Here is a 24718-nt window from a genome sequence, read left to right as displayed (position 1 = left end):
CAAGGACGTTTGCCATGTTATCCACCCCCTCACCCGAGACTGAAACACCGCTGCCCGAGACCGATGAACTCAGTCATCTGGCGGCCCTCACGGGTTACAGCGAAGAGCCAGTTACGCCAGCAGTTCCTAGCACTAACGGCTCTGCGTTACTCGACCCGGAAGATTTTGAAACCGAGACCGACCCCACCACTCAGCCGCAACTGTGGAGTAATCCCTGGGCGAAAGCCGCCTTTGTGGGGTCAGGATTGGCGATCGCGATCGGTCTCGTTGCACTCTTTCTCCACAGCGTTCATGCCCCCAACAACACTCCCGTTGCCGATGAAACCGCTCCGGCGGTGGAAGCGCCCATTGACTCAACGACGCAAGCCGATGCCGACCCCAGCGAAATTGGCCGCCTCAAGACCGTTGAAGCCTTAGGAAGTCAGGCAGAAGCATTGAAAGCCGAGAAAGCCCAGCCGGAAACCGCTCCTTCAACGGTAACGACCACGCCAATTCCCGCCACGGCAGTTGCGACGCCCCCGACTCCCATCAGCCATCCGACTCCGGCCACCTACGCTACGCCACCCGCCTACTCAGCTCCTGTGCGCTCTGCTCCTGTATCTGCGATCGCGGCTGCTCCCACACTCAAAGCCGATCCGGTTGAGCAATGGCAAACTGCAGTGACTTTGGGCAGCTACGGACAGGTTAGCTACGACCCGGCAAAGCCTGACACCGCAACGCCTGTCGCATCCGAAGGAATTCCCGTAGTGACAGACGCCGCTGTTAAATCGGCAGATCCTGACCAGACTCGTTATGAAGCCGATGCCGCCGCGATTCTCTCAGGAACCCCCAGCCATGTCATCAGCATTCTGGCGGGAGCGAAAGCCGCTGCCACCCTCAGCACCCCGGTCGTCTGGGCGCAGGATTTGGACAATACTCAGCAGCAGCCTCAGCGCTTCGGTCTTCAGCTCACCGAGCCAATTCTGGCCGCCGATGGCACCGTTGCCTTACCTGCCGGTACCCAGATGGTGACTCAGGTCAACACGATTTCTGAAAGCGGCTTGGTGGAACTCTCGGTCATCGCTGTGGTCATCCCTACTGCCTCCGGCAATCAGGTAGTGTCCGTCCCTGCTGGAGCCGTGTTGATTCAGGGCGAGCAGGGCAATCCGCTGATGGCGGAGGAGTACAACCACGATACTGGACACATCCAAAGTCTGGATGCCAGCGTGGCCCTGATGGGGGCACTGGGTAAAGTCGGCGAAATCCTCAACCGTCCCACCAGCCAAACCTCAACCGGCTCGGTGTTCTACTCGTCCTCAACCACGACCAATCCACCGCCGAATATTTTGGGAGCGGTGCTGGAAGGGGGCTTTGATGCGCTCCATGATCAGGTGTCTGATCGTCAGCAGCAAGAAATCGAAGACATCCTCAGCCGTCCCAATGTCTGGTACATCCCGGCTGGGCAACCTGTGCAGGTCTTTACCGGCAACTCTTTCGAGGTGGCGCTATGAAACGGTGTTCTCTCATGCTGCCGCTGGTAGTCGCTTCGCTGCTGGCGATCTCAAAACCCGTTTTCGCTGCCCCCATTGTCCGTCAACTCTCCGAAGCTCAGGCTCAGGGACTTACAGATGATGGGGCTCAAATTTCTGTCTGGCCTGGTTCCGGCACCAACCTGGACTTTACCCGTACTGGGGAAGTGATTCAGCGCGTCTGGCTGGATGACCCCAGTCGGCTCACCCTCGATTTCGATGGCAACCTTTGTGGCCAGGGGGATTCTAGCAGTTGTGATGAGGCCGGAGCCAGTGTCATTCACCTGCGGCGAGTGACCGGGATTCACTTTGAGAATCTGCCCGAGACTGCCTTTACCCTGCTAACGGTAGTGACAGATGCGCCGGAAGGGCGCAAGGTTTACCAGTTTCAAGTGAACTATGGTTCAGGCGATCCGCAGTACGCGACGGTGGCGATCGCTCCTGATGTATCTGCCCAGTCCTCCACGATCGTCACTAACAGTGGTCGAACGGCCAGCCTGGTAGATGTGGAATTGGGGCTACAACATGCGATCGCGTCCCAACTCATTTCTTCTAATAGCCCTGTCATCGCTAAAGTTCAAGACTTCCTGGCCCGTGTCCGCAATGGCGCAACGCCCCAAGCCGCTGCCGATGCCGCAGGAATTTCCCTGGCAGTAGTGTCGCGACTGGCGGAGATGGGATTGCCTGCGATCGCTCAACCCGTCGATCCGCCTCCGACTGTACCGCTGGAGGCCGCTAATCCATGAGTGCTCCCAAAGCCTGTATCGGCGTGACTCCCGTTCCCGATGGCATCACTAGCACCGGCAACAACATTTTCCATTCGCTGCAAGGGCAGAACGGCCTGGTGCTCGTGGGTGCGATCGCGGCCATGATGGTCATGTCCTTCGTCGGCAAGAATCAGAAGAAAGGCCAACTGGCCCGAGGCTACCTGGCCGGAAGTGGGGAGAAGCGAGCCGCCCGCAAAAAGGCCATGCAGCAACTGCAAGAACGCCGTCATAATGCTGTCACCCTATACGTCGGCAGCGCCATTCGGAACGCCAAAAGCAAAATCAACAGCGGTCGCAGTCTTTGGCTACCCGATGCCCAGCGAGGGATTGCCGTCTGTGGTGCTCCTGGTTCGGGAAAGACGTTCTCGATGATCAACCCCACCATCCGTTCGGCACTGGATCAGGGTACGCCCGCGATCGTCTACGACTTCAAGTACCCCGACCAGACGGAAGTCCTCGCCGCCTATGCCGCTAAGCGGGGCTACTCCGTCAGCATCTTTGCCCCCGGCTACCCCGAAAGCGAGGTTTGCAATCCCCTCGACTTCCTGCGGAATGCCGACGATGCCCTGATGGCGCGGCAGATCGCCACGGTGATGAACCGCAACTTTGCCCTCTCGGCTAATGCCTCCGAAGACAAGTTCTTTGCCGATGCCGGAGACCAGCTCACCCAGGCCATTCTGATGCTGGCCAAGGGCATGCCGGAGCCGGACTTGATGATGGCCTCAGCGATCTTGAGCCTGACGGATTTGCCCAGCCGCATTCGCCATGCCAAAGAACGAGGAGATGCCGGAGCCAACTGGCAGATGAGCAACTGGGTGTATCTGGCCTTTTCTCAGCTCTTACAGCTAGCCGGTTCTGAGAAGACGGTGGCCGGAGTCATCGGCATGGCCAGTAAGGTCTTCAGCCGCTTCCTTAGTCAGGAACTGGTGAGTGCCTTCTGTGGTCAGACCACCCTGCCCCTAGATCTAGAAGGTAAACAGCTGCTGATTTTGGGGCTAGATCGGCAGCGGCGGGAAGCGGTTGCGCCCCTGGTCGCTACCCTGCTGCACCTGATTGTCACCCGCAACGTCACCCGCAAACGCCGTGACCCGCTAGTGCTGGCCCTCGATGAGTTGCCGACGCTGTATTTGCCCTACCTGACCCAGTGGCTCAACGAGAACCGCTCTGATGGGTTGGTGACGATTGTCGGCTTTCAAAACCTGACCCAGTTAGAAAAAGCCTACTCCCGCGAGGTGAGCCGCTCGATTCTGGGCGGCTGTGCCACCAAAGCCCTGTTCAATCCCCAAGACCCAGACAGCGCTCGCCTGTTCAGCGACTACCTGGGAGAAGAGGAAGTGGAGATCAAATCCAAAACCAAGAGCACGGGCAAAGGGGGCGGCAGCACCAGCACGGCAGGGCACACCCAGAAGCGGGCGATTGTGGAACCGGCCCAGTTCAACAAGCTGACCACGGGCAAGTGTGTGTTGATTAACCCGGCCTACAGCCGCAAGGATGAGGGCTCGATTCCGCTGATTTTGAAGGTGAAGGTGCCCAAGGCGGATCTGGCCCAGGAAGCCTGGAGCAAAGATCGCTGGCCCAAGGTGAGAGAACGGCTGATTGCGGCGTCTCACCAGCACTTCAATTCGGAGACGCATACCCGCGAACAGTTGGCATCTCGGATGGCAATCGCAGAGAAGCTCTTTCCCTTACCTAAACAATCAATGCCCAGTGCGCCCAATCTCAAAGAGCCGGCAATTCTCAAGCAGTTTCAGGATGTGTTTTGACTTTTGCGAGGTGACCCATGACCTTCGGCGGCTCTCCCCACAGTGCTGAGAAAGTGCAGCACGATATCAATTCGATTTTGGATGCCATTGCTCAAATGCTGGCCAAGGTAAGGCTCCAGCAGTTAGCGGAAGAAGAAAGGGAAGCCCAGCAGGAACCTTTGCAACTCAAGGCAGAACTGGAAAGCGATCCGCTTGAGATTGCTGAGATAGAGCACTTTGATGAGCAATCTTTGCTAACAGGCGATGACCCAAAATTGCTGAAGCCGGGTCCTCCATATCAGTTGGCAGCAGCGCCCGTGCGGGTTCAGATTGGCGAGGCGGTCGTGGCGGGAGCCCTGGAGGGTGACCTGCTGGAGCAGTTGCTGCAGTTGCCACCAGAGCAGGTGGGCTATCTGCGGCAGGTGATGGAGCCTACAGCTTTGCCAGGTGAGGTAGAGGTGATTGACGGCGAGATTGTCGATGTCAAACTTGATGGAGTACCTTGCTTTCACCATGAGCCGTCTAAGCAGTTGGCTCCCCATCTGGAGCGGATTACCTATGATGAAGCGGAGCGGTTGGTGGGCCAGGAGTTGAACGAATCGTCGATTACCCATCCTGAGCTATTGGTGGAACCTCCGGTGCTGGTGGTGGAGGTGCTGCCGGATGGACAGGTGGAGTATGACCCCAGGTTAGGTGCCCAGATTGAGGGGTTGGCTCAGGCAGCGGAGAACCGTGAAGAACAAACTGAGTCAGCGGATGAGGTGGCAGCAGAGTTATCACCGGAAGTGCGATTGGCGGTAGAAACGGTGCAGCAGTTCTTCGCGCTGACGGGCTTACAGGAGTTTGAAGGCCAGCATTATCGGCTGAAGATGGCGGGGAATCAGCTTTCGGTAGAGGCGAAGGATGGGCGTGGGGAGGTGTTGGCGGTAGATGGGGAGAGAGGCATTTCGCGGCTGGAAGCCCAGGATTTTCAGCAGTTTGACACCGCTAGAGGGCTTTTACTGAAATGTCTACATGAGTCGGACATACACTCTCTTAAAGATTTGGACCTTGATTGCTGTCCTTAAATAAGATGTAATTTACACTAATTCTCTTAGCAGATCGCTTCAAAGATGACCTCTACTTCTTGGTTATCTTTGGACCTATATAAACAACCTTAATTTCCTTTTGGCCTTCAGGACGAGGCCACTGAAAGTGAATGCGAATCTGAGGAGTTTTAATTTTTCCATGCCAGGGACAAAAAATTTTATCTTCGATATTAACTGGATCTGGAAAAGTCATCTCAGCTCTAAATTTGTCTTTATTAGTATCTGATTCATCAGTGAACCAGGCTTTTGTGCCGACAAAATGAGTATCAAGGATATCTAAACCATGCTGAGAAAGCTTGCCAGATTCATCACTTTCCATGCAGATAGACTCTAATATATTTAACAATTCAAGTATCCTTTTCGCCACTTGACTATTAAATGGAAAAGGCATCAGTTCAGCCATAAGACCATTCAAAAGAATCAAACCCTCAAAGCGATTCATGATCTCATCATATACGTCCTGCCAGCAAGAATATATTTTCTCATGTTCTAGAATTTCTAGAATTTGATTGAGATCCCAAAAGTTATAGATTTCAACAAAGCCAATTGGCTGTTCAGTAAGGCCATGCTGAACTTCTAGTTTTTCTTTCTTGAAATCCATTAAAAAGCCTTCAAAGCTAAATGTGCAGGCATCTATACTAGCGAGCTTACGACGAGCGGCCTCCCCCAAACCTTGATCAGTAACATCGTAGGTACAGTATTCAAAATAATCGTCTTGATTTTCTTGTCTAGAATCATCCCAAAATGGACCTGACTTAGTTACCCATTCGAGTACTAATTGTTTGAAAATTTTGTCATTCGTGCCATAAACAGCTTGGCTAAAGGTCGTATTTTGAATCACTTTACAAAGGTGAATTGATCGCGAGCAGTACAGATTTTCTTTTAATAGTAGATTTTTCAATCTCACTTTCAGGAGATCGCTCACAGCCTGAATAAATATCTCGTAACTAGGAAAGTTACCTACTAACGACAAGTCATTAATATGCCATTCCATCACATCCATCCTGCTAATCGTGCCAAATCCTTCTCTGATTGGTCAAAAAATCCATTTGGCCATTCGCTGAGATTACCTTCACTATCTATCAAAGGAGAAATGACCCGAGATTGATTGGACGAATCAGTATTAATATGCTTGAAAAAATGGACTGCAATCTTTTCAGGAGATATCTTGCCTTCAGAAGCTGCCAAACGAATTCCATTCAGGACATGATCGCTATGTGTCTCTATAATTACTTGAACGCCTGAGGCGGCAACAGTGGCAAGAAACTGACCTATTTGAGATTGTCCTAGAGGATGTAAATGAGCTTCTGGACTGTCAATTATTAGGATTTGCTTTTCTTTTGCAAGAAGACCTGCTACCAAAACTGGAAATGCGTATGTTAAACCATAACCAATATTTGATGGTCTTCTCCAATCTCCAATATCACCAATTCTTAGTTCTAGACGTACTAAACTAGTTCTATCTATTCTGAGTGCATTTCCCTGAGCACCTGGAAAAAGCTCTCCAGCCCATGCATTAAACTGGCGGCGTAAAGTAACAGCTTTATCTGATTGATGACAGCGTCGTTTATCAATCGGTTCATCGATAAATTCATGAAACCACCAAGGCGCATATTCCCCCTGAATGCCGACATCAGCTTGGGCTATCAGACTGCTTTCAGGACAAGGGAATACGTCACTAGTCCCGATCCTAATAGGACTGAGATAAATAGTTTCCTTTATACGATTCATCAGTTCGACTGCTTTTCCGCTCACTTGAAAGGGCAAAAGCATATCAAGATTATTGCAATCTTCTATTTTTTTCACTCCACTAGAGTCTGTAATTTCAATACTTATAATTTCCATATGAAGCCCGCTGGTTCGATCCTCGGACTGAAGTATCCATTGCACACTGCAATCATCATCTTCAACAGTGAAAACTAGATCGCCAGTACCTAAATTCAGTACTTCACTAGGTGTCCCTAGCTGTGCTAAGGAGCCATTGATATTTAGCTTTGGGGAACGTCCGCCAAGACGTAAATTCTGCGCGAGTAACAGAAGACTTTGCAAAGTTGTTGATTTACCTGCAGCATTAAATCCAGTCAACAAGGTTAATGGTGCTAGTGGCAACGATAGAGAATCAAAGCATTTAAAGTTTTTGACGCGAAGTTGATTGATCATTACTAATTAATCGTGCTGACTGATAGATTCCCAATAGCCTCTTCAAACATTGTGAAACGTGTTCTTACTTGTTTAAGACCATTGGTTGAAATAGTGATCGCTTGCGAAAAAGTTTCATCGTTGACTAAACTTATAACTGTATCTCGTAGAGATTCCAGCTCTTCCATTACAGTTTTTGAATTGAGATTGGAGAAAGTTACTGAACAGACATCAAACAAAGCTATGTTAATGACTGATCTGGACGCTGTACCACTCCTGTAAGTTAGAGATTTTCGGAAAGCATGTTTGCCGAAGAGAGAATGATTCGCCTTCATCGATTCCTGGAAAGAAATTCTCAATTCATGCAACTCTGTTTCAGGAAGAGTATTCATTAATTCCAAAGAATTTGCCAGGAAATCATCCATATCTCCTTTATAACTCTTGAAACCTAGCAACCTAAATGCACAAAAGCGGTTAATTGCTTCTCTATCTCGCATCGTTTTTTTATTAAGACTTCCGCCTGTAGCATCTAAGAAAGTTTGGCCTTCTGCCGCATTAGCTAGCCATTTAGTTGCAGGGCCATTAAAAAGACAATTTCTCATTTGTTGGCGAGCAAGAGGCTCGCCACTATTAACACGTTCAAAAATATCTAGTTTTGCTCTTTGTGGAGCCTTGGCATCAAGAATGTATAAAGTTAATTGTGTGTCTTCAATTCTTTCCTGAAGATTAATCGGGAGATCACTGAAGCGCTTTCCAGTAAGAGAATATTCATTTTTTTTATCATCTTCTTCATCTCCTAGCTTGCTTAAAGGAAACTCATCATTAAGATATCGTATAAAGGTTGTCAATCTTTGCAAGCCGTCAACGACAATTATTCTTCCATCTTCCGCTTCAGCTACATATAGCACCGGTAACGGAATGCGCATCAGGCAAGACTCGATAAGTCTGGATTGTTTCTTGACTGGCCAGACAAAATCCCTCTGAAAATCTGGATTTAGTATAAAACAATCGTTTTTTATTCTCTTGACAACTTCACTAACTGTCCTCTGTTCTGTCCGAACAAAAACAGAATCTAATGGATAGTCTCCCCATCCCTCTTCCTCTGAAACGTCTAGACCTTCAAGCTCCTCAGAGATACCATTTTTGATGTCAGTAGCAGCGTCAATATTATTCATTAATGATTTTCCCTCGCTAAACATACAGTCCCCTAAAATGAGTTTTGTGGCTGCAAAAATGATTTTCAGTTTAAGTTGTAAATTGCTATCATCAATTATTGCGTCTGAAATTTCATCAATAAATAATGAATATGCTAACTTTTCCTTGATAGTAGAATCTGTCTTTACTGACTAAAATCTGTTAGTAAGTAGCTCACATTTTCCGTTAATGAGATCGCACCACTGTTGAGCCTGTAGAGCAATTTCCTGTCGCTTACTCTCACTTGCCCAAAACTCTGACCAACTTAGCTTCCATTGACTCAGCAATCGTTGCAGATCTACCAGTTCAGTCGCAAAGGTTACGTCCGTTTCCAAATCAATACTTGGGACAGCCCACTCAATAAAAAACTGGCTTTCTCTAACCAAATGCTGAGCCACTGACTCGTCTGTGCCGCTCCTCGCCAAAAGCTGAATCCGCGTTAAGTTTAAGGCCAAACTGTCTAGCTGAGTCGCCCGATTGGCCTGTAAATACTGTGCTTTGAGAATGTCCCAGTTTATTGCCATTCAACGTCACCCAAAAGAGACTGCACGATTTGGCGGATGTTTTCCTGCAGGGCAGGATCTTGAACTTCCATAGACCGATTGTTCGCACTCGGACGAATGTTGATAAGTGATTCGTATCCTACTGCTTGCCTGAGTGGATACCAGTCAGCGCCCCAAACATTAGCCTGCTCGCTGCCATCATCCAACAAAACTAACTCGCAATCCGCATGAAGCTCACCACCCCCAGCCAGAATTCGGCGCTCGATATCTACTGCAAGTTTAATGTAGATTCCCAGAGCCTCCAGCATCTGACGCATTTGTTCAGGTTCCGCACGGCTGCGGATGATGTGAATCATGGTGATCAGTTAACGGAATAGATGCAAATGTACCATGTCTCACTCAAGATGAATACTGAAGCTTCGGTGCTTACCGCCCAACATTTGCCCCTATTTTCCACAAACCTGCCATAGCCGCCTCCTAACCTTTGGCTTACAGGGCCTCCGAGGGAACCCCATCCTCCACCCCTCGCCCTGGGAGCCATGCCCAGCTGCCTTCCCAAACACCTAACTGCCCTCCTCCTCGCCAGCATTCTCGCCCTCATTCTGCTGCTGGCCCCGATCCTCGGGCTTCCCTTAGCCCACGCCGAAGCCTGGGACGAGCACATCCCCTCCACCGTCTACAACGGGGCACTGATTCCCGACTGGGGCAACATCACCTTTTCCAACCTACCCGTCATCAGCGAAGCGGGCTCCCTACAAATCCCCGATTCACTTGCCGCGCAACTGGGCTACAACCCCTCCCGCATCTGGTCAGAAAACACCCCCATCGACCAGGTGCTGATGCTCGGCGACCTGCAAGATGCCTTTGGTCTGCAAGCCTTCAACCTTGCCACTATTGCCCAGCTCACCGGGCTCAACCTTAACGGCATCAGCCTAGCCAACTTTCCTCTCATCGCCCAACAAACCCTCGCCAGTTTGGTCGATGCCATTCCCCAACTGGCCCAGCGCACCCTCGATCAGGTGCCCATCCTCAAAGACCTGGTTAACCTCAACCTCCACAACCTTGGTACCTCTGCGCTCACTGACCTGGCTCTGCAATCTCTCAATCTGGATGACTTCGGCAGCAGCCCTCTGTCAGAACTCGCCAGCAACGACCTGCTGGGTCAATTCTCCCTCGGCGACCTGAATCTGAGTCAGTACAGCTTTAACGACATCCCCGGTCTCACCCAAACCCCCTTGGCAAACCTCCAGGGCTGGCAGCAAACTTTTGTCGGTCAGGTACCGGGGCTCTCCCAGGTGCCCTTCACCGCTTTTCCCAATGCCCCTGCCGCAGGCTACTTCGGCTTCATTGCCATTGATGATGTCACCTACGGCCCGATGGAGCACCGCAACACCCCCACCCAGCGCTCCATCACCGGCAGCGACAAAGTAGGTTTCAACTATCAGTGCGCTCAATCCCGAGGCTGCGCCTACCTGGAACTCAACTCGCCCATATCCCTCGGTGTGTCGGGCGATCCAACCGGACTCCACGGAGCGCAGTGGATTAAAGGTGGCTCCGGACAGGGGGCTCAAATGGTGCCCGGTGGCCACGGCATTTTGGGGGTCATTAATGGCGGGCAGGAGCCAACCGGGCGTTTGCCCTTTGGCCCGGTCTTCAAAGTAGTGCTCACCAACACCGACGAATCCACGGGCACCGGCAGCTTCGGCATCTACTTTCGGGTCTGCCACCACGGCTTCATCGACCTGGGCTGTACGCCCTACTTCATCGGCCCCATCCCCTGGTTCAGCACTAAGGAGAAAGGCATTGTCTTTGTCGGTGAGACTCCAGGCACCCCACCGGGCGATATTCCTGACATTCCACCCCTGCCTCCTGAGGTGCAGCAGCAAATTGACGCTCTGATTCAGGCGAACGAGCCCGATTTTCTCAGTGCAGTGAATGTGGATGGCCCCTGCTTGGCCAAAATCATGAGCCAGGTGCCGCCTTCAGAATCTGCCGCTGCTGCCACGACTGTGCCCAAGCTGCTGGAAGCCGCTCAGCGAGCAGGCATCACTGACAGAGCGCAAATCGCCTACATTCTGGCCACGGCTGAAACCGAAACCAACTTTCGTCCCCGCAGCGAGGACGGCGGCTACTGCGGTGAATACGGCCCCGGCTGCTATTTCGGTCGCGGCGACGTGCAGCTCACGGGCCAGAGCAATTACCAGTACTGGTCTAACCGCCTGGGGGTAGACCTGATTAACCATCCCGAGCTGGCCAACCAGCCCTACTTAGCGGCTCGCATTGCCGTGGAAGGAATGCGGGATGGCACCTTCACCGGCAGACGACTGGGGCAGTACATCGGCGGCGACCATCGTGATTTTGTCGGGGCTCGCCATATCGTCAACGACAGCGACAAGAGCAATCAGGTGGCGCAGCAGGCGGATCGGTTTTTGGGGGCACTCAATCAGTGCTCTACCGTTGCGACTACCACTGACACGAACCTCACCAGCGCCGATCATCCTGGTCAGCTGATTGCCCACTCCAACGGCAATGCGACTGAGCAGAAAATCGTCAATTCCATCAATGCCCACTACAACGAATCGTCTGCCGGTGGTCAGGGGGCGGCAATGTTGCCTGTGCCTATGAAGTCAATCGGGTGCTGCAAGATTCCATCGGGCACAAGATTGGCTCCAATCCCAACTTGGTAGCTTCCGTTGAAGCGGATTTGCAATCTGGTTCGGGGCAACATATCGGCGCTCAATGGGCACATGCCGGAGATGTCATTGTGTTTCGCGGCACGTCTGATGACCACATTGGCTTTTGTTTGAATGACGGTTGTAGCCAAGTGCTCTCCAACTCGTCCCACCAGGCTCGTTTTCGATGGGTTGCCAGTCGTGACTCTTACGAAAGCTACTACCACACCGAAGGTCATATCTATCGCGTCAACGGTTGATCGTCCTCTTTGGAGATATACCCATTATGCTTCGCCACATTTTTCCGGTTCTAATTTTAGCAACTGCACTCACCTTATTCGGAGTCCTGCCTGCTTTTGCCGATGAGGTTCCCATCGATTCCCAACTTGCAGCAGCCGTGACAACGGCTCTTGATATCCCTGCTGACATCTGCTTGCCCCAAATTCTCCACGTTGCCCAGTTCAATTCGTATGCCCTGGTGGAATGGCAGTGTGGGGAAGGCGGTGGTGAGCTGCTGCTTCAGTTTCAAGGCAGCGACTGGCTACCGATCAGTGGTGATGGTGGCTCCTACGAAATTCGGAACTTGATTGCATTGGGTGTTCCTGAGAGTACTGCGGTACAGCTAGTACAGAAACTCCAGGCTCAGTGGAGTCAGGAGGAATGACATGACGCGCCGCTTCGCCAACCGTACCGATCGCTGGATCGTCACCCTTTTCATGGGCTTCATCGTTGGGCTTCTGTTAGTGATTCTGCCTCTGAAGCTGGGCTGGGGTCAAAATCCACAACCATCAGCGCTTCTGGCTCCAGTCCCGACCCAACTTTCTCCCACTGTAGCGGCCCAGTTCTATCTACCCAGTCCGCTCCCCGACGTTCATCTACCGGATGCGACCCGACTCTGTCTGGAATCCTTTGGCGAACGCTTCGATATCTTTGGTACTGCCCAAGACCAGGGCAAATCCGTTTATCTGCTGGGTGTCTACTCCGACTTCGTCACCACCGATCCCCTGGATGCCAGCGATGAGGTGATTGTGGTTGAACCAAAGCGGGGATGCGATCGCCTCATTGATTCCACCTCCACCCGCCGCCCCCTCAGCAACGTTGTCAAGGCAGCAGAAAACCTGGAATTACAGCGATACCGCCATGCGATCGCTCAACTCGGCAGCGCCAATGCCTTTCAACAAGATCTGACTGCCCACATCACTGCAGAACAGGGGCAGTATCTACTCTCCGCTGAACAGGTGAACGCTCTCAAACAGCTTCGCATCACTATTCCCGATAGCTACCGCCTGCTGACCGACGATACCTTCCCTCCGCCAGAACCATGATTCGCCTTCGCCACTTCTCTTTTGTCTGCTTCCTCTGTGGAATCGTCTTCCTGTCCAGCTGCATGGCTGCCCACGGACAGGACACCTCTTACATTCCTGGTGCCCAAGCGGTATTGCCGGAGTTCCAAAGCATTTTGCCCACGCTTCAGAAACAAACCCAGCTCCCGCTTGTGCTACCCACCGTCATTCCCACTGATGCCCTGGTGCCCTCAGACAGTGGCCCCAAGCCCTATCTGAACGTGCCAATAACCACCGATGGTCACTTTCAGCAGGTCGTTCTCCACATCACCGTTGCCACGCCCACCCACTACGAAATCTCCCTGGATGCCACCCCCAACTGCCAGGGAGAAGACCGCTGCTCTTTCGGGTGGCTCTCTGGCCAACAGGTCTTTCAAGATACCCCCACGGTGGCCTCCCTCTATGCCTATGAACTGCAACCTGACTTTCAGCCCGTGGCGCGATCGCCAGAGGTTATGGGTGAAGTCCTCCTCACAGGCGGCATCACCGGCTTTTTCATTCCCTTTGTCTGCGGTGCGAACTGCGACACATCCAAGATCTTCTGGGAGCAAAGCGGGATTCGCTACGGCGTTGGCATCCGCTACGGCTCCCAGGCCACGCTCATTGCTTTTGCCAACTCCGCCATTCAAAACGAGAGGACAACCCCATGAACCCTGTCATTATTCCGACCCCGACTGAAGCGGAAGGCTCCGCAGCTGTTCTCCCCCAGAGCATTGAAGAACTGACTCAAGCCCTTCAAGCTGTGCTTCAGCAGTACTTGCCCTTTATTCCAGAAGACGTGTCGGTCTTCTTTGGTGGAGCCGAAGTCTATCGTTATTGCCCCTCGGACGACAGCGTTTCCTGGTGGGGCTATTACTGGGGCGATCCCGAAGCGCCCTCAACCATGGGGGAACCATGACCCCTAATGCACGCCGACGCCAAAGAACAGCTCATTCAGCACTTCCGCGATCGCCTCCTGGCCGGTGCCAGCTATAGCCGCATCACCGAAGCTCGGCGAGAAGCGACAGAGGTTTTGGAACAGATTATTGTCCCTGGTGATCCGCTCACCAAGGTGGTCGATGAGGCAATGGAAGCAGCAGTGGTGCGAGCGTCTGGCCCAATCATCGCCCAATGCTCGACTACTCATGATGCCTACGACTGCCTGATAGATTTGCTGGAACGTCAGCCCAATCTCAGCGTTCGCTCTTCGACCTCAGTTCTCCAGCAGGCGTATAGCACCCCGATTCCGATTGCCTATCTGGCCTCAGTGCTAGCCGACATCACGCCTGAAACATCGGTGTATGAACCGACTGCGGGAAATGGGGCGCTGCTGATTGGGGCGAATCCGGAACGGGTCATCGCTAATGAGATTAACGGCGATCGCCTCGCTGAATTGCAAACCCGAGGCTACCAGCAACTTACCCAGCACGATGCCACAACCTACCAGCCACCAGAACCAGTAGACAGAATCATCTGCAACCCACCCTTTGGCTCAGTCAAAGGAGCGAATCACCGCACCCAACGCTTCCCCATTGCTGATACCTGGACCACTCAAATCGACCAGGCGATCTCCCTCAAGGCGTTGAAGGCCATGAAAGACAACGGACGAGCGGTGCTGATTTTGGGCGGCAAGAAGGGGATTGACCCGGAGCTGCGATCCGAGCGCTACAACACCCGTGAAAGTCGCGCTTTCTTCTATGTCCTCTACAACCAGTACTCCGTCACCGAGCATTTCTCCATCTCCGGTGACCTCTACCGCAAGCAGGGGGCAGGCTTTCCGATCGATGTCATCGTCATCGCCGGACGAGGACAATCCACCCGCTCTCTTCCCGCCGCTGAAGTCCCTGGCCTAAAAACCACCTTCGCTGAACTTAAGGAGACCTTACCTGATGGGCCAATACGACAGCTATCCCCATATCTGGGCACCGCCCCACAACACGTCCTTATTCGTGGTGAAAGTGATCCAAAGTTGCCTGGTTCTAGACGAGAAAACCTACCAGACTCTGATGGTGGAACGTCTCGATTGGATGATTCAAAGCTGGCTCGAGATCGCAACTCTGGAAGCTACTCAAACCCTCTTAGCTATCTGCCTGAGCGAGTTGCATCCCTCCCAGGATTTTCCGCTCCTGGAGCAGGATCCGGAAACCTTCAACCTATGGGCTTGGCGGCTGGAATGGGCGGAAACCTTCATCCGCCACAACTCCACTTTCAGCGAAGCCCTTTGGTTGATGGGAATGGGGCAAACCAGCTTTCCGACAACTCCATTTCCGCCAACCCATCCCCAATTCGAGCCCTTTCTGGAAGTGCATCAAGACACTCACCTGGAAGCCTGGCTCATGGCTCTGAGCACCACCCTTCAGCATTAGACCCAGTCACCGTCATGGAAATCTCTCCCGAATCCAACGCTGCTCTACCATCAGAAGACGCTTATGCTCAACCTAAACAGGTCGCCTACCAGCCCAAAAGCCGAGGTGTTTCTTCCCAAACACTAATTCCCTTCAACATGGTGAGTGCAGCCCAGGCCGCCCTGGATCACTTTGAGCAGCGCCATGGCGATATCGATGAGTATTTAGCGACTCGTCTTGGCTACGCCTCTACTCAAGAACTCCACCAGTACTTCAGTGCTGAACAGGTGGATACATCGGCGCTGGCGATCGATAACCTGGAGCGTGGGCAGGGCTTTATCACGGGAGACCAAACCGGCATCGGCAAAGGGCGCATCTGCGCGAGTATCATGCGCTATGCCCAGCAGCAGGGCAAACACGCCATCTTCATCACTAAAGACAAGACTCTATATGCCGACATGATGCGCGATGTCTCTGACATTGGCACTCGGCAGTTTCAGCCATTTGCCACTGACATCAATATTCAAATTCCCCTCCCAAATGGCGGCGAACTACTTACTGGGCGCAAATTCCAGCAAGAAAAGGCCATGCTGGAGATGATGCGATTTGGCACCCTCAATAACCACAGCGCGATTTTTACGACCTATAGTCAGCTACAAACGGTGGGCAAGAAAGAGCCCCTGCGGCGCGATTTTTTGAGAGCCCTTGCCCCCAACGCGATTCTGATCCTTGATGAAGCTCACGAAGCAGGCGGCACCAAGAACGAGTGGAAGTTGAAAAACCAAGCTCCGGATCGAGCTGAATTTGTCCGCCAGCTCATCGACCTTTCCTCCGGCGTCTTCTACTCCTCCGCCACTTACGCCAAACGCCCCGATGTGATGGACCTCTATGCCCGTCGCACCGACCTGCAGTTAGCCGTCAGCAGCATGGATGCCCTAGAAAATATCCTCACCCGTGGCGGTGTGCCCCTGCAGCAGATGGTGGCTAGCAAGTTTGTCGCCTCGGGTCAGATGCTCAGACGCGAGCGCTCCTACGAAGGCGTTAGTTTTGAGGCCAAAGTTGTGCCGGTGGATCGAGAAGTCGCGGATGAATTCTCGGCGGCCATGCGAGCGATCAAAGACTTCGATTGCGCCAAGCAGAAGGCCGTCAAAGAACTGGATAAGGAACTCAAAAAAGAGGCCAAAGCCCTGGGTGAGGACAATGCGATCGGTGAAGTGGGAGCCAAGAGCACCAACTTCACTTCTCTGATGCACAACTGCATTGAGCAGGGACTGCTAGCTCAAAAGGCAGAAGCCACGGTGCAGGAGGCTGTTCACTCCCTGCAGCATGGGCAGAAGCCGGTGATTGCGGTTGCGAATACCATGGGTAGCTTCATTCAGGGCTATGCCGACGCCCATGACCTGAAAAATGGCGATCGCCTCGGCCTCTCCTTCGCAGACCTGCTGGAACGCTACCTAGAACGCTCCCGGGATGTGGTGCTGCGGAATTATAAGGGACAGAGCGATCGGCACCGGCTGACCGATGATGAACTGGGGGATGAAGGACTCTTTGCCTACGAAGAAGCCCTGGAGTGCATCCGGGAAGGAGACTTCAGCCGCATCCCCATCAGCCCCATCGACTACATTGAACAGCGCCTGGAGCAGGCCGGATACCGAGTCAGCGAAGTCACCGGACGCAAAGCCGGGCTGGACTACGCCCCCGATGGCACTACCACCTACAAAGTCCGCACCGAACGCGAAACCTCTTCCAAAGCCAAGATTGAAGCGGTGGCCCTCTTCAATGCTGGAGATGCCGATGTGATTCTGCTGAACTGCTCCGGCTCTACGGGCATTTCCCTCCACGCCTCAGAAAAATTTGCCGACCAGCGCCCCCGACACATGATCGTCGCCCAGGCCGAGCGAGACATCAACGTCTTCATGCAAATGCTGGGCCGCATCCACCGCACCGGGCAAGTCGAACTGCCCAGCTATACCTTGCTGATGGGCGATTTGCCTGCCGAAAAACGACCGGGGGCCATCCTTTGTCGTAAGATGGCCAGCCTCAACGCCAACACCACTGCCTCTAGAGAAACTGATATCTCCATCAGCAATGTGGTGGATTTCATGAATGCCTATGGGGAACAGGTGGTAAGTGAACTGCTCACCGATGACCTCGAACTCAACGCTCAGCTGGATTTTCCTACCCTGAAAGCGCAAAACGATGGTTCCGAAGTCGCATTGATTAAGCGAGTGACGGGAGCTATTCCGCTGCTGCCGATCGAGCAACAGGAAGCGGTCTATGACCTGATCGAATCCGAGTACAAAGAGCTGGTGGATCAGGCGCGAGCGATGGGTGAAAGCATCCTGGAAGCCGATCAGCTGGATCTCGATGCTCGCACGACGGCGCGGATGGAAGTCATCCCAGATGAGAGTCCGGTGAAGACAGAGTTTACCGGGCCAGTCTTTTTGGAAATTGTGGATGCCAAGAGTGCCAGCAAACCTCTGACTCAGCTTCAGGCGGTAAATGTGCTGCGGGAGGGGCTGGGATTGGAGGTGGTGAAGAACCTGGAAGAGCATGATCCAGAATCTCTGAGTGCTCCCACACAACAACGGGCGAATGATGCGATCGCAGCCCTCACCGATGCCACCGAAACATACCGCACCGCTGTCCTCGCCACCAAGAAGGAAGAATCGGCGGCCAGCAAGTTTAGCGATCGCATCGATAAACAGCTGGATCAAGTGGAATCAGCTCTGCGGGAATTCCCCACTGGCACCCCGGTTCGCATTGTCTCCGGTACTACCCAAAGCGTCTTCTACGGTGTTGTCGCAGGGATTGATCAGAAGATTCGTCCCGGCAGTCCCGCTGCCCCTAATAACTGGAAGCTGCGACTACTGGTCGCCGATTCTGCCCGGCAGATTACTGTGCCCCTCTCCAAGCTCAATAGCTGGCGGGAAGGGTCGGTGGCCATCACGCCCCAAGCTCAGGACTGGTTTGGCAACGATGTCTACAGCCTGTTCGATAAGTTCCAGCAGAGCGGTCGGGTGGAACGGCAGATATTCACCGGCAACATCATCAAAGCCTTTGAGAAATACCCCAAAGGCAAGCTGGTCAACTTCACAGACCATCAGGGACAGGTGCGTCAGGGGTTGGTCATGCCCAAGGAGTTCGACATTCGCGAGGAGCTGGATAAGGAACCTGTCGCTTTCAAACAGGGCCACCAGGTCAAAGCCTTCCTCACCGATCTGACCAGTCGCCGAGGCGCGGTGAAGACCCTGGATGAACTGCTGATTCTCAAAGCTCAAATCAACGGCGAGGGATTTATCCTGCAAGCGCCCAAGGCGAAGGAATCGGGGGCCAAGTACTTCCTTGATGAAGCTCTGATTGCCGCTGTCGGCAACGATTTCCACTCCGTCGCTGATCGCATGGAAGTCGTCATACCGGCTGAACGGCTGGAGCAAACCCTCACGGTGCTGATGAACCATCGCCAGTACACCCTGGCGGCCTTCGACCACAAGGATGTTGCCCGGGACTACTTAGGGATCGAATTGCCCAAGTTAGAAGTAGTGGATGCTGGGACTCCGGCTCCGAGGCCCATTCGGGAACCGCTCCCACTACCGCCTCCGCCTCTAGCATCGGCTCCACCCACTCCAACTTCTGGCAGCATTCTTCCCCCTAAACAGCAGCAAGGCCAGATCGAGAAGCGTATTGCCAACTTCTTGGAGAAAGCCGGAATTCGAGAGGCCGTCACGGCAGGTGAAGATTACCACCTCAAAATCGAGAATGAGCCCTACATTCCTCTCGTTGTGGAGCGACAGCTGGATGAGCTGTACCTGACCCACTATCTGGAGCAAAACGGCGACACCTTCATCGATACCGAGATGGTGTTTAAGATTCAAGCCGATGGGCAGCTTCGGTTCAAGGAAGTCGCTACCCAAGACCCGATTCGAGGGGGAGAATGCCGCAGCCCGGATCGTTTGTTCGCTCAGACCTTTTCCCGCAACATCCACCACCAGGGGTTTGCTGAAGCCGCCAGGGAACAACTCCAGCCCAAGCCGGAGGTGGCTCCCCAGAAAACCCATCCCCTAAAACCAGCCCTGCAAGCCTACCTCGACGTTAAAGCTTATCATCTCGATGCTCTGCTGCTGAGCAAAACAGCCGATGGTCGCTTCTACGAAGCCTACCTGGAGGATGCCAGGGCGCTTTCAGAGAAAACTGAGGTCATTCTCACCAGCATCGATTCCGGAAGTTCTGAGCTGGGACGAATTCCGGTGACGGGCTTTCCGGTTCACGCGACAGATCGCTACTTGGATATGCTCAGGCAAACCACGGCGGTAGCAGTGGTCGATGGCCCAAATGCCGTTGCAGTTTATCCGCAGGTGAGACCAGAAGCTGTTGCCGAAAGTCCACCGGCTCCCGAACTACCAACCGTTGTTCAAGACGCTGAAAGTTCTTCGGTTGCCAAAACACCGTCAGCTATTCAAGAAGAGCAGGCCGTTCTGTTTTCTCTCGAAACCTTTCAAAATGGCTCTTCCACGACGTCCTTACCTTCCAGTGCTGATCCGACCTGGAACCAAGAAACGCCGGAATGTCCTAAGTCCAAGCCCTCTCCTACTGCAGAAGCTCAGCCATTCTCCGTCATCGAGACAACTCCAGCCAAGAGCCAACCCTCGATAGACGACCTGAGGCAGTGGTATCGCCATGCTCGTGATGTGGGTCGCTCCGAGAAACACCTGAAGCAGATTGAGGTGATTAGTAAGGGAGCCATTGCTGGGCAGGTACTCAGCGATCGCGATTTCCAGGCTTTAGATCGCGATGAGGCTGCCTGGCAGTCCCAACTCAACGCAGTCTCTGAGCAGGCCCGCTACATCCTCAATACCGTAGGTACCCAGGATGTCGGTGGCCAGCGTTTCAGCGGTAAGACCTACAGCATTCAGGAGAGCGAGAAGCATCTGGCGATCTCAGCCGCCAATCGAGGCGAGATTCTCCATCTCCACAACGATCAGGTGATTCTCTCCAAAGTCACCCATATTGATGCTCAGCGGTTTCAGAAATTCGCTGAGCTGATTCAAAGCCGTGCCTTCAGTGTGCAAACACCGCAACTTCAGCCAGTCGGCCTAGAGCCTTAGAATCCAGGTACTTCTATGCCTCCTTCCCAAAATCCTGAGGTTTGGGCCACAGTTCAGTGGTTAATGGCCCATCAACTGCCTGCCCTGCCCGTTGCCCCTGCTCAAAGTCCCTATCAGTATCCCCGCATGGTTGCGGCTAAACCTGAGCGGGGCATCTTTTCCCACGTTGATTGTCAGTGGCAAGACGGCAAGCTACGACCGAAACCACTTTTTACCGGCAAGAATCCTTCTTACCTCGATAGCCGGGGCATTCCCCATCTGGTCTATCACCACCGTTACCAGAAGACTCTGCCCAGCGAGCGGGATCTGCGCCAGTGGTTTGCTAACCCCCTTAACGGAGTGGGTTCTTTAGGCGGCCATCAGCGGATTGCTTGGATTGATTTTGATGCCAAATGCTTTGAGTCATCCCAAGCTTGCGATCGCGCTATCATCCACTGGTTAAACCAACATCCCTCCCTCCAGCAAACCTTTACCGAACGCACTCACAGTGGCGGTTGGCGATTTGCCATCAAGCTCCAAACACCACCGACCTTCACCAATTTCGCCCTCGAACCCGGTGGTGCTCATGCTGGCGAAGTGTTGGGCACTGGACGCTTTACGGTTCTAGCTCCCACTATTGGCCCCAGCAGTAATGCCTATATTTCAATTCGCCGAACTGAACCTATTGAAGTCGAGAGTCTTGAAGAGATCGGGCTCATCCGCTCATCCGCTCGGCAGGCTGAACAGCGACCCAACAACTACCAGCCCAAGCCAGTCCTGATGCCTTTGCCAACCTCGTCAGGCCGAGGCACGATTTGTTTGGCAGATCTCGTGACAGCTAAAGTACAGGGAATTCTCAACGGACAAGACCCTTACCAGGATGAGTCGATGTCTTTGGTAGTCGCGGCTAGAGAACTCTATGGCAGCGAAAACTGGGCCTTTGCCAGTAGGATTCCGCTGGTGGGCGATCGCGCCGAAGCCCTAATTCATCGGGTCGGCGATGCCTTTGGCTACGACGAAGATAAGCGGCGTCGCTGCTTGGCTTCAATCAACCCAGAAACCTGTCAACCTGCCAGCGTTTATCGAGGGGATGAAACCGCTTTGTGGAAGCGAGTGCGGAGGTTAGAGCGAGAAGTGTTTGATGCTCTCTGTCCTCAGGCTATTCAAAAAGAGATTGCTGAGCAGATTCAGGTGTATGTGCGATCGCCTTCTCCCAACGCTCCTGTAGAAAACTCAACCTTGATTCAACTCCGCGACTGGTATCGAATCGCTAGAGCAATGGAAGTCCCTGAAAGTGCCCTTGATGCCATCAAAACAATTGGGCAACGAGTAGCGGTAGGCAAACCTCTACTGCCAAAGCATCGAGATCTCATGGGACAACAGATTCAAGACTATTGGCAGCGGGTAAATATTGTCGTTCAACAAGCGGAGCAAATTTTGGACAGGATAGGGCAAGTAGACACTACGGGAGTCTGCTTTCAAGGTCAAACCTATCGACTCGAAAACTCTCTCGTTGAAGGACTAAAGATATCAACTCAACAACGAGGGCTTATCCTCACTGTGACAGCAGACAGCATCCAGTATTGTCATTTGAGAAAAGCAGACTTTGAACGCTTTGCCTCTTTCAGCCAACAAATCTTACAAGCCGCTATCAAAATTCCGCAGTTAGAGATGGTCTAGGCTTTAAGCTGTTTACCACTGATCTTTCGCTGTCGCAGTTCATAGAATCCCAGCAGCCCGACTCCCACCAACAAGGGCAAGAAATAATAGATTACCCGATACACCAGCAAGACCCCCAATAATTGATCTGAGGCGATGGGCGGAGAGATCAGCAATAACAACACCGTCTCAAACACTCCTAACCCGCCTGGAACGTTGCTGATAATCCCGGCAATTTGGGCCAGCAGGTAACTGCCGAAAAAGATGAAATAGTTCAGATCGGGATGGGCAGGGAGCAGCACATACAGCACCGCAGCAGCTAAGACCCAATCACAGGAGGTGACGGCAATCTGGGCCAGGGATAAGTTCAGGGGCAGGTGGGGCAGCACCCAGCCTTTAATTCTAAGCGATCGCCGACTGACACTGCTCAACAGCAAATACGCAACGATGAGCATCAAAAACAGCACCCCTAGCGGATGCACCGTATCGAAGGGCAAATGCAGGATTCCCGGAACGGAAAGGGGTTCTAGAGCAAAGACGAGACCTCCCACGGCAAACAGGCCAATCCAAAAGCTGAGATTGCAAAAGGCAATAATCTGGCCAATTTTGCCGGGGGAGAGTCCCCAAGTGGCGTAGAAGCGATAGCGAATGGCACTACCGCTGAGCAGGGCAAGGCCCACACTGTTGCTGATGGCATAGCTAATTACCGCCACCAGCGCGGTTTGACCATAGGGCAATGGATGCCGCACAAACCGGGCGGCCAGAGCGTCATAGCCGGTGAGAAAGGCGTAGTTAATCACCATCAGGACGACCGACAGCGCCAAGGCCCAGAGGGGAATCGCTGCGATGCCGTTGAGAATATCGTGGGGCGGATACTTACGAATTTCACTGGCGATTGCCCAAATCGATAGAGCAAACAAACCGATGCTGAGCAGAATCGGCACAGCGTGAGAAAAACGCTTAAGGACGCTAGTCAATGCCGTGCTGAGGAACTGCGCGCCAAAATAGTCTTGGAGACGATCGCCGGAATCAGCCCGTACCAGCGCTACCACCACCTCTGGCAAGTCCGCTAAACGGGAATAAACAAAGTAGCGTGGCTCCCACTGAGGGTGAAACTTGTCTTTGTAGGCCCGCAAGCCCTGCACGTTATAGAACTGATTCAGGTGATCGTAGAGATAGTGGACACCCTTCTCCAGCCGAGGCGCTTCCGGTGTTTCACCGACGCCAGAGAAGATCACCAGACCCAGGTTGAAGCCGTCATACTTCTGTTCTTTGCAGTGCTGCAACAGCGAGGTGAATAGAAAATCCATCGCGCCTCGTTCCACATCAGGCAGGTGGCGCATCAAGTCGATAGTGGCTTCGTTACGCTGATATTCCGGCACCAGGTTGGCAAAGGCGATCGCAGTGCCTTGCGCATCTTCAACGATGGCGATTTCGCAGTCTCGCAGGTAGTCGTTGTCAAACCAACCGAGGGAAAACTTCTTTTCCGCTCCCTCCATGTGCGCTAACCAGGCGTCGCTAATCACCCGCAGTTCGGCCAGCAGGTCATCGCTGATGGGGGGCGCATAGTACTGCACCCGGTAGCCCTGCTTGGTGAACTTGTTCATGGCAGTGCGGAGGTTTTTACCCGCTTTGCCCTCTAGGGTGAACTGGTGCAGATCAACGATGGCTTCTTCGCCAATTTTGAGGATGCGGAATCCTAAGGACTGATAGACCTCTAGGTCATCGGGCAGGGTTTGATAGAAAGCCGGATGCCAGTCGTTGCGATCGCAAAAGTCCCGAAAGCCGAGAATAACTTCTTGCCGATCCTTAGCAGGGCCAATTGGGTCACCTAACGCCACCGCACCGCGCCCCTTGGGTACATAGGCAATCACCGACTGCCCAGAGGGACTGAAGTAGTAGGACTTATCCTCTAATAGGGCAAACCGCGCCAGCGACGAGCCACCATGAGCTTCGACAATCTTTTGGGCTCGCTGCCGTTCTGGCTCACTGGCGACTCCTCGAAAGATGACCGGGCGAAACAGCATCCAGGCGGCGTAGAGCAGGGTGACGGTGCTAACGACGTAAATCGAATCAGCAAAGTAGCGACCAAATCGTGTGGTAGGCTGGAGACCCCCATTGTCGGCAGTGAAAAACATGGCGAGAGTCTGACTGACTGCCTCAGGCAAACTGAATGGAGTGGCGTAGTGCGTGTCTAGCAGCCAGAAACCCAAGGTGCCATAGGCCAGAGTAAAGAGTAGAGCACCTACCCATACCCGCAATCCTTGAATAAGAGAGGGGCGATCCGACTGAGCAGTAAATGCTGGACGTAACTGCAGCAGTTGAACCAGCAGCACCAGGGAGAGTAATCCTTCCTCATAGTCCAGTCCCTTCAGCAGATGGCTAACGATAGATATCCCTAAAAGCCCCACCACCAGAAACCAAGCCACCCGTTTGCGTCGCAGTAGATTGGCCGCCAGCAGCAACAGAAAAAATCCACTCAGGGCCGCAAATAGATGAGCACCGATGCGAATTTCAATGGGAAAAACACTTCTGAGCCAATCCACTCGCTCAGGGAGTCCAGGTGTGACAGCTGACCAAAGATTGACCAGTCCTACAAAAGCAGTTAGTAGAGCCGTTAACCAGATACCGAACTGAGTACGCCTGCTTACCACACTGCTTCTCCTAATGTCGCGAGTAACCATTCCAGTTATTG

18 protein-coding genes are annotated in these 24718 nt (G+C 53.1%); 12 read left to right on the top strand and 6 right to left on the bottom strand.

Annotated elements, in window-relative coordinates:
* Window positions 1-14: 14 nt before the first annotated feature.
* The 4 genes from AC286M_RS20570 to AC286M_RS20555 are packed head-to-tail and all read left to right on the top strand — an operon-like array spanning window position 15 to window position 5084.
* A complete protein-coding gene (locus AC286M_RS20570; protein WP_488206176.1) occupies window positions 15-1490 on the top strand; it encodes a TrbI/VirB10 family protein in 1476 nt (491 codons plus the stop codon).
* Complete coding sequence (locus AC286M_RS20565) at window positions 1487-2254, top strand: hypothetical protein (protein WP_488206175.1); 768 nt, start codon at window positions 1487-1489, stop codon at window positions 2252-2254. Before AC286M_RS20570 ends, AC286M_RS20565 begins: the two co-directional genes overlap by 4 nt.
* Window positions 2251-4038: a type IV secretory system conjugative DNA transfer family protein gene (locus AC286M_RS20560; RefSeq protein WP_488206174.1), complete on the top strand. Its 1788-nt coding sequence runs from the start codon at window positions 2251-2253 to the stop codon at window positions 4036-4038. Before AC286M_RS20565 ends, AC286M_RS20560 begins: the two co-directional genes overlap by 4 nt.
* A 17-nt stretch (window positions 4039-4055) precedes the next feature.
* Window positions 4056-5084: a hypothetical protein gene (locus AC286M_RS20555; protein WP_488206173.1), complete on the top strand. Its 1029-nt coding sequence runs from the start codon at window positions 4056-4058 to the stop codon at window positions 5082-5084.
* Window positions 5085-5136: 52 nt separating this feature from the next.
* Here AC286M_RS20555 and AC286M_RS20550 read toward each other — a convergent pair whose 3' ends face one another.
* The 5 genes from AC286M_RS20550 to AC286M_RS20530 form a co-directional block, all read right to left on the bottom strand.
* Entirely contained in the window at window positions 5137-6099 is a 963-nt protein-coding gene (locus AC286M_RS20550) for a hypothetical protein (protein ID WP_488206172.1), read from the bottom strand.
* The gene (locus AC286M_RS20545; RefSeq protein ID WP_488206171.1) at window positions 6099-7265 is read right to left on the bottom strand and encodes an AAA family ATPase; all 1167 of its coding nucleotides are present in this window, start codon (window positions 7263-7265) and stop codon (window positions 6099-6101) included. The genes AC286M_RS20550 and AC286M_RS20545 overlap by 1 nt, the downstream gene beginning before the upstream one ends.
* Before the next feature lie 2 nt (window positions 7266-7267).
* Complete coding sequence (locus AC286M_RS20540) at window positions 7268-8419, bottom strand: DUF262 domain-containing protein (protein WP_488206170.1); 1152 nt, start codon at window positions 8417-8419, stop codon at window positions 7268-7270.
* 171 nt (window positions 8420-8590) lie between these two features.
* The gene (locus tag AC286M_RS20535) at window positions 8591-8962 is read right to left on the bottom strand and encodes a hypothetical protein (protein ID WP_488206169.1); all 372 of its coding nucleotides are present in this window, start codon (window positions 8960-8962) and stop codon (window positions 8591-8593) included.
* Window positions 8953-9297: a DUF5674 family protein gene (locus AC286M_RS20530; protein ID WP_488206168.1), complete on the bottom strand. Its 345-nt coding sequence runs from the start codon at window positions 9295-9297 to the stop codon at window positions 8953-8955. The genes AC286M_RS20535 and AC286M_RS20530 overlap by 10 nt, the downstream gene beginning before the upstream one ends.
* Window positions 9298-9480: 183 nt before the next feature.
* Here AC286M_RS20530 and AC286M_RS20525 point away from each other — a divergent pair, with 183 nt between their 5' ends.
* The 8 genes from AC286M_RS20525 to AC286M_RS20490 all read left to right on the top strand — a co-directional run bounded on the left by AC286M_RS20525 (window position 9481) and on the right by AC286M_RS20490 (window position 22044).
* Window positions 9481-11628, top strand: coding sequence for a hypothetical protein (locus AC286M_RS20525; RefSeq protein WP_488206167.1), 2148 nt, complete (start codon window positions 9481-9483; stop codon window positions 11626-11628).
* A complete protein-coding gene (locus tag AC286M_RS20520; RefSeq protein ID WP_488206166.1) occupies window positions 11622-11873 on the top strand; it encodes a hypothetical protein in 252 nt (83 codons plus the stop codon). The genes AC286M_RS20525 and AC286M_RS20520 overlap by 7 nt, the downstream gene beginning before the upstream one ends.
* 26 nt (window positions 11874-11899) lie before the next feature.
* On the top strand, window positions 11900-12277 hold the full coding sequence (locus AC286M_RS20515) for a hypothetical protein (protein ID WP_488206165.1): 378 nt from the start codon (window positions 11900-11902) through the stop codon (window positions 12275-12277).
* 1 nt (window position 12278) lies between these two features.
* Complete coding sequence (locus AC286M_RS20510) at window positions 12279-12938, top strand: hypothetical protein (RefSeq protein WP_488206164.1); 660 nt, start codon at window positions 12279-12281, stop codon at window positions 12936-12938.
* Window positions 12939-13000: 62 nt separating this feature from the next.
* A complete protein-coding gene (locus tag AC286M_RS20505) occupies window positions 13001-13606 on the top strand; it encodes a hypothetical protein (protein ID WP_488206163.1) in 606 nt (201 codons plus the stop codon).
* Window positions 13603-13854: a hypothetical protein gene (locus tag AC286M_RS20500; RefSeq protein WP_488206162.1), complete on the top strand. Its 252-nt coding sequence runs from the start codon at window positions 13603-13605 to the stop codon at window positions 13852-13854. Before AC286M_RS20505 ends, AC286M_RS20500 begins: the two co-directional genes overlap by 4 nt.
* 6 nt (window positions 13855-13860) lie before the next feature.
* Window positions 13861-20385: a strawberry notch C-terminal domain-containing protein gene (locus tag AC286M_RS20495; RefSeq protein WP_488206161.1), complete on the top strand. Its 6525-nt coding sequence runs from the start codon at window positions 13861-13863 to the stop codon at window positions 20383-20385.
* Window positions 20386-20400: 15 nt separating this feature from the next.
* Entirely contained in the window at window positions 20401-22044 is a 1644-nt protein-coding gene (locus AC286M_RS20490; RefSeq protein ID WP_488206160.1) for a bifunctional DNA primase/polymerase, read from the top strand.
* Here the strand turns inward: AC286M_RS20490 and AC286M_RS20485 are convergent.
* Window positions 22041-24677: a phosphatidylglycerol lysyltransferase domain-containing protein gene (locus AC286M_RS20485; protein ID WP_488206159.1), complete on the bottom strand. Its 2637-nt coding sequence runs from the start codon at window positions 24675-24677 to the stop codon at window positions 22041-22043. The two genes, AC286M_RS20490 and AC286M_RS20485, sit on opposite strands and share 4 nt — an antisense overlap.
* Between the last annotated feature and the right edge of the window lie 41 nt (window positions 24678-24718).

This window comes from Thainema salinarum CENA647 (genome assembly GCF_057732415.1).
This window is presented reverse-complemented; position numbering and strand designations above follow the sequence as displayed.

What these genes read in the sequence shown, in the direction of transcription:
- AC286M_RS20570 (WP_488206176.1), top strand. Translation starts at nt 15, where the DNA reads ATGTTATCCACCCCCTCACCCGAGACTGAAACACCGCTGCCCGAGACC.
- AC286M_RS20565 (WP_488206175.1), top strand. Translation starts at nt 1,487, where the DNA reads ATGAAACGGTGTTCTCTCATGCTGCCGCTGGTAGTCGCTTCGCTGCTG.
- AC286M_RS20560 (WP_488206174.1), top strand. Translation starts at nt 2,251, where the DNA reads ATGAGTGCTCCCAAAGCCTGTATCGGCGTGACTCCCGTTCCCGATGGC.
- AC286M_RS20555 (WP_488206173.1), top strand. Translation starts at nt 4,056, where the DNA reads ATGACCTTCGGCGGCTCTCCCCACAGTGCTGAGAAAGTGCAGCACGAT.
- AC286M_RS20550 (WP_488206172.1), bottom strand. Translation starts at nt 6,099, where the DNA reads ATGGAATGGCATATTAATGACTTGTCGTTAGTAGGTAACTTTCCTAGT.
- AC286M_RS20545 (WP_488206171.1), bottom strand. Translation starts at nt 7,265, where the DNA reads ATGATCAATCAACTTCGCGTCAAAAACTTTAAATGCTTTGATTCTCTA.
- AC286M_RS20540 (WP_488206170.1), bottom strand. Translation starts at nt 8,419, where the DNA reads ATGAATAATATTGACGCTGCTACTGACATCAAAAATGGTATCTCTGAG.
- AC286M_RS20535 (WP_488206169.1), bottom strand. Translation starts at nt 8,962, where the DNA reads ATGGCAATAAACTGGGACATTCTCAAAGCACAGTATTTACAGGCCAAT.
- AC286M_RS20530 (WP_488206168.1), bottom strand. Translation starts at nt 9,297, where the DNA reads ATGATTCACATCATCCGCAGCCGTGCGGAACCTGAACAAATGCGTCAG.
- AC286M_RS20525 (WP_488206167.1), top strand. Translation starts at nt 9,481, where the DNA reads ATGCCCAGCTGCCTTCCCAAACACCTAACTGCCCTCCTCCTCGCCAGC.
- AC286M_RS20515 (WP_488206165.1), top strand. Translation starts at nt 11,900, where the DNA reads ATGCTTCGCCACATTTTTCCGGTTCTAATTTTAGCAACTGCACTCACC.
- AC286M_RS20510 (WP_488206164.1), top strand. Translation starts at nt 12,279, where the DNA reads ATGACGCGCCGCTTCGCCAACCGTACCGATCGCTGGATCGTCACCCTT.
- AC286M_RS20505 (WP_488206163.1), top strand. Translation starts at nt 13,001, where the DNA reads ATGGCTGCCCACGGACAGGACACCTCTTACATTCCTGGTGCCCAAGCG.
- AC286M_RS20500 (WP_488206162.1), top strand. Translation starts at nt 13,603, where the DNA reads ATGAACCCTGTCATTATTCCGACCCCGACTGAAGCGGAAGGCTCCGCA.
- AC286M_RS20495 (WP_488206161.1), top strand. Translation starts at nt 13,861, where the DNA reads ATGCACGCCGACGCCAAAGAACAGCTCATTCAGCACTTCCGCGATCGC.
- AC286M_RS20490 (WP_488206160.1), top strand. Translation starts at nt 20,401, where the DNA reads ATGCCTCCTTCCCAAAATCCTGAGGTTTGGGCCACAGTTCAGTGGTTA.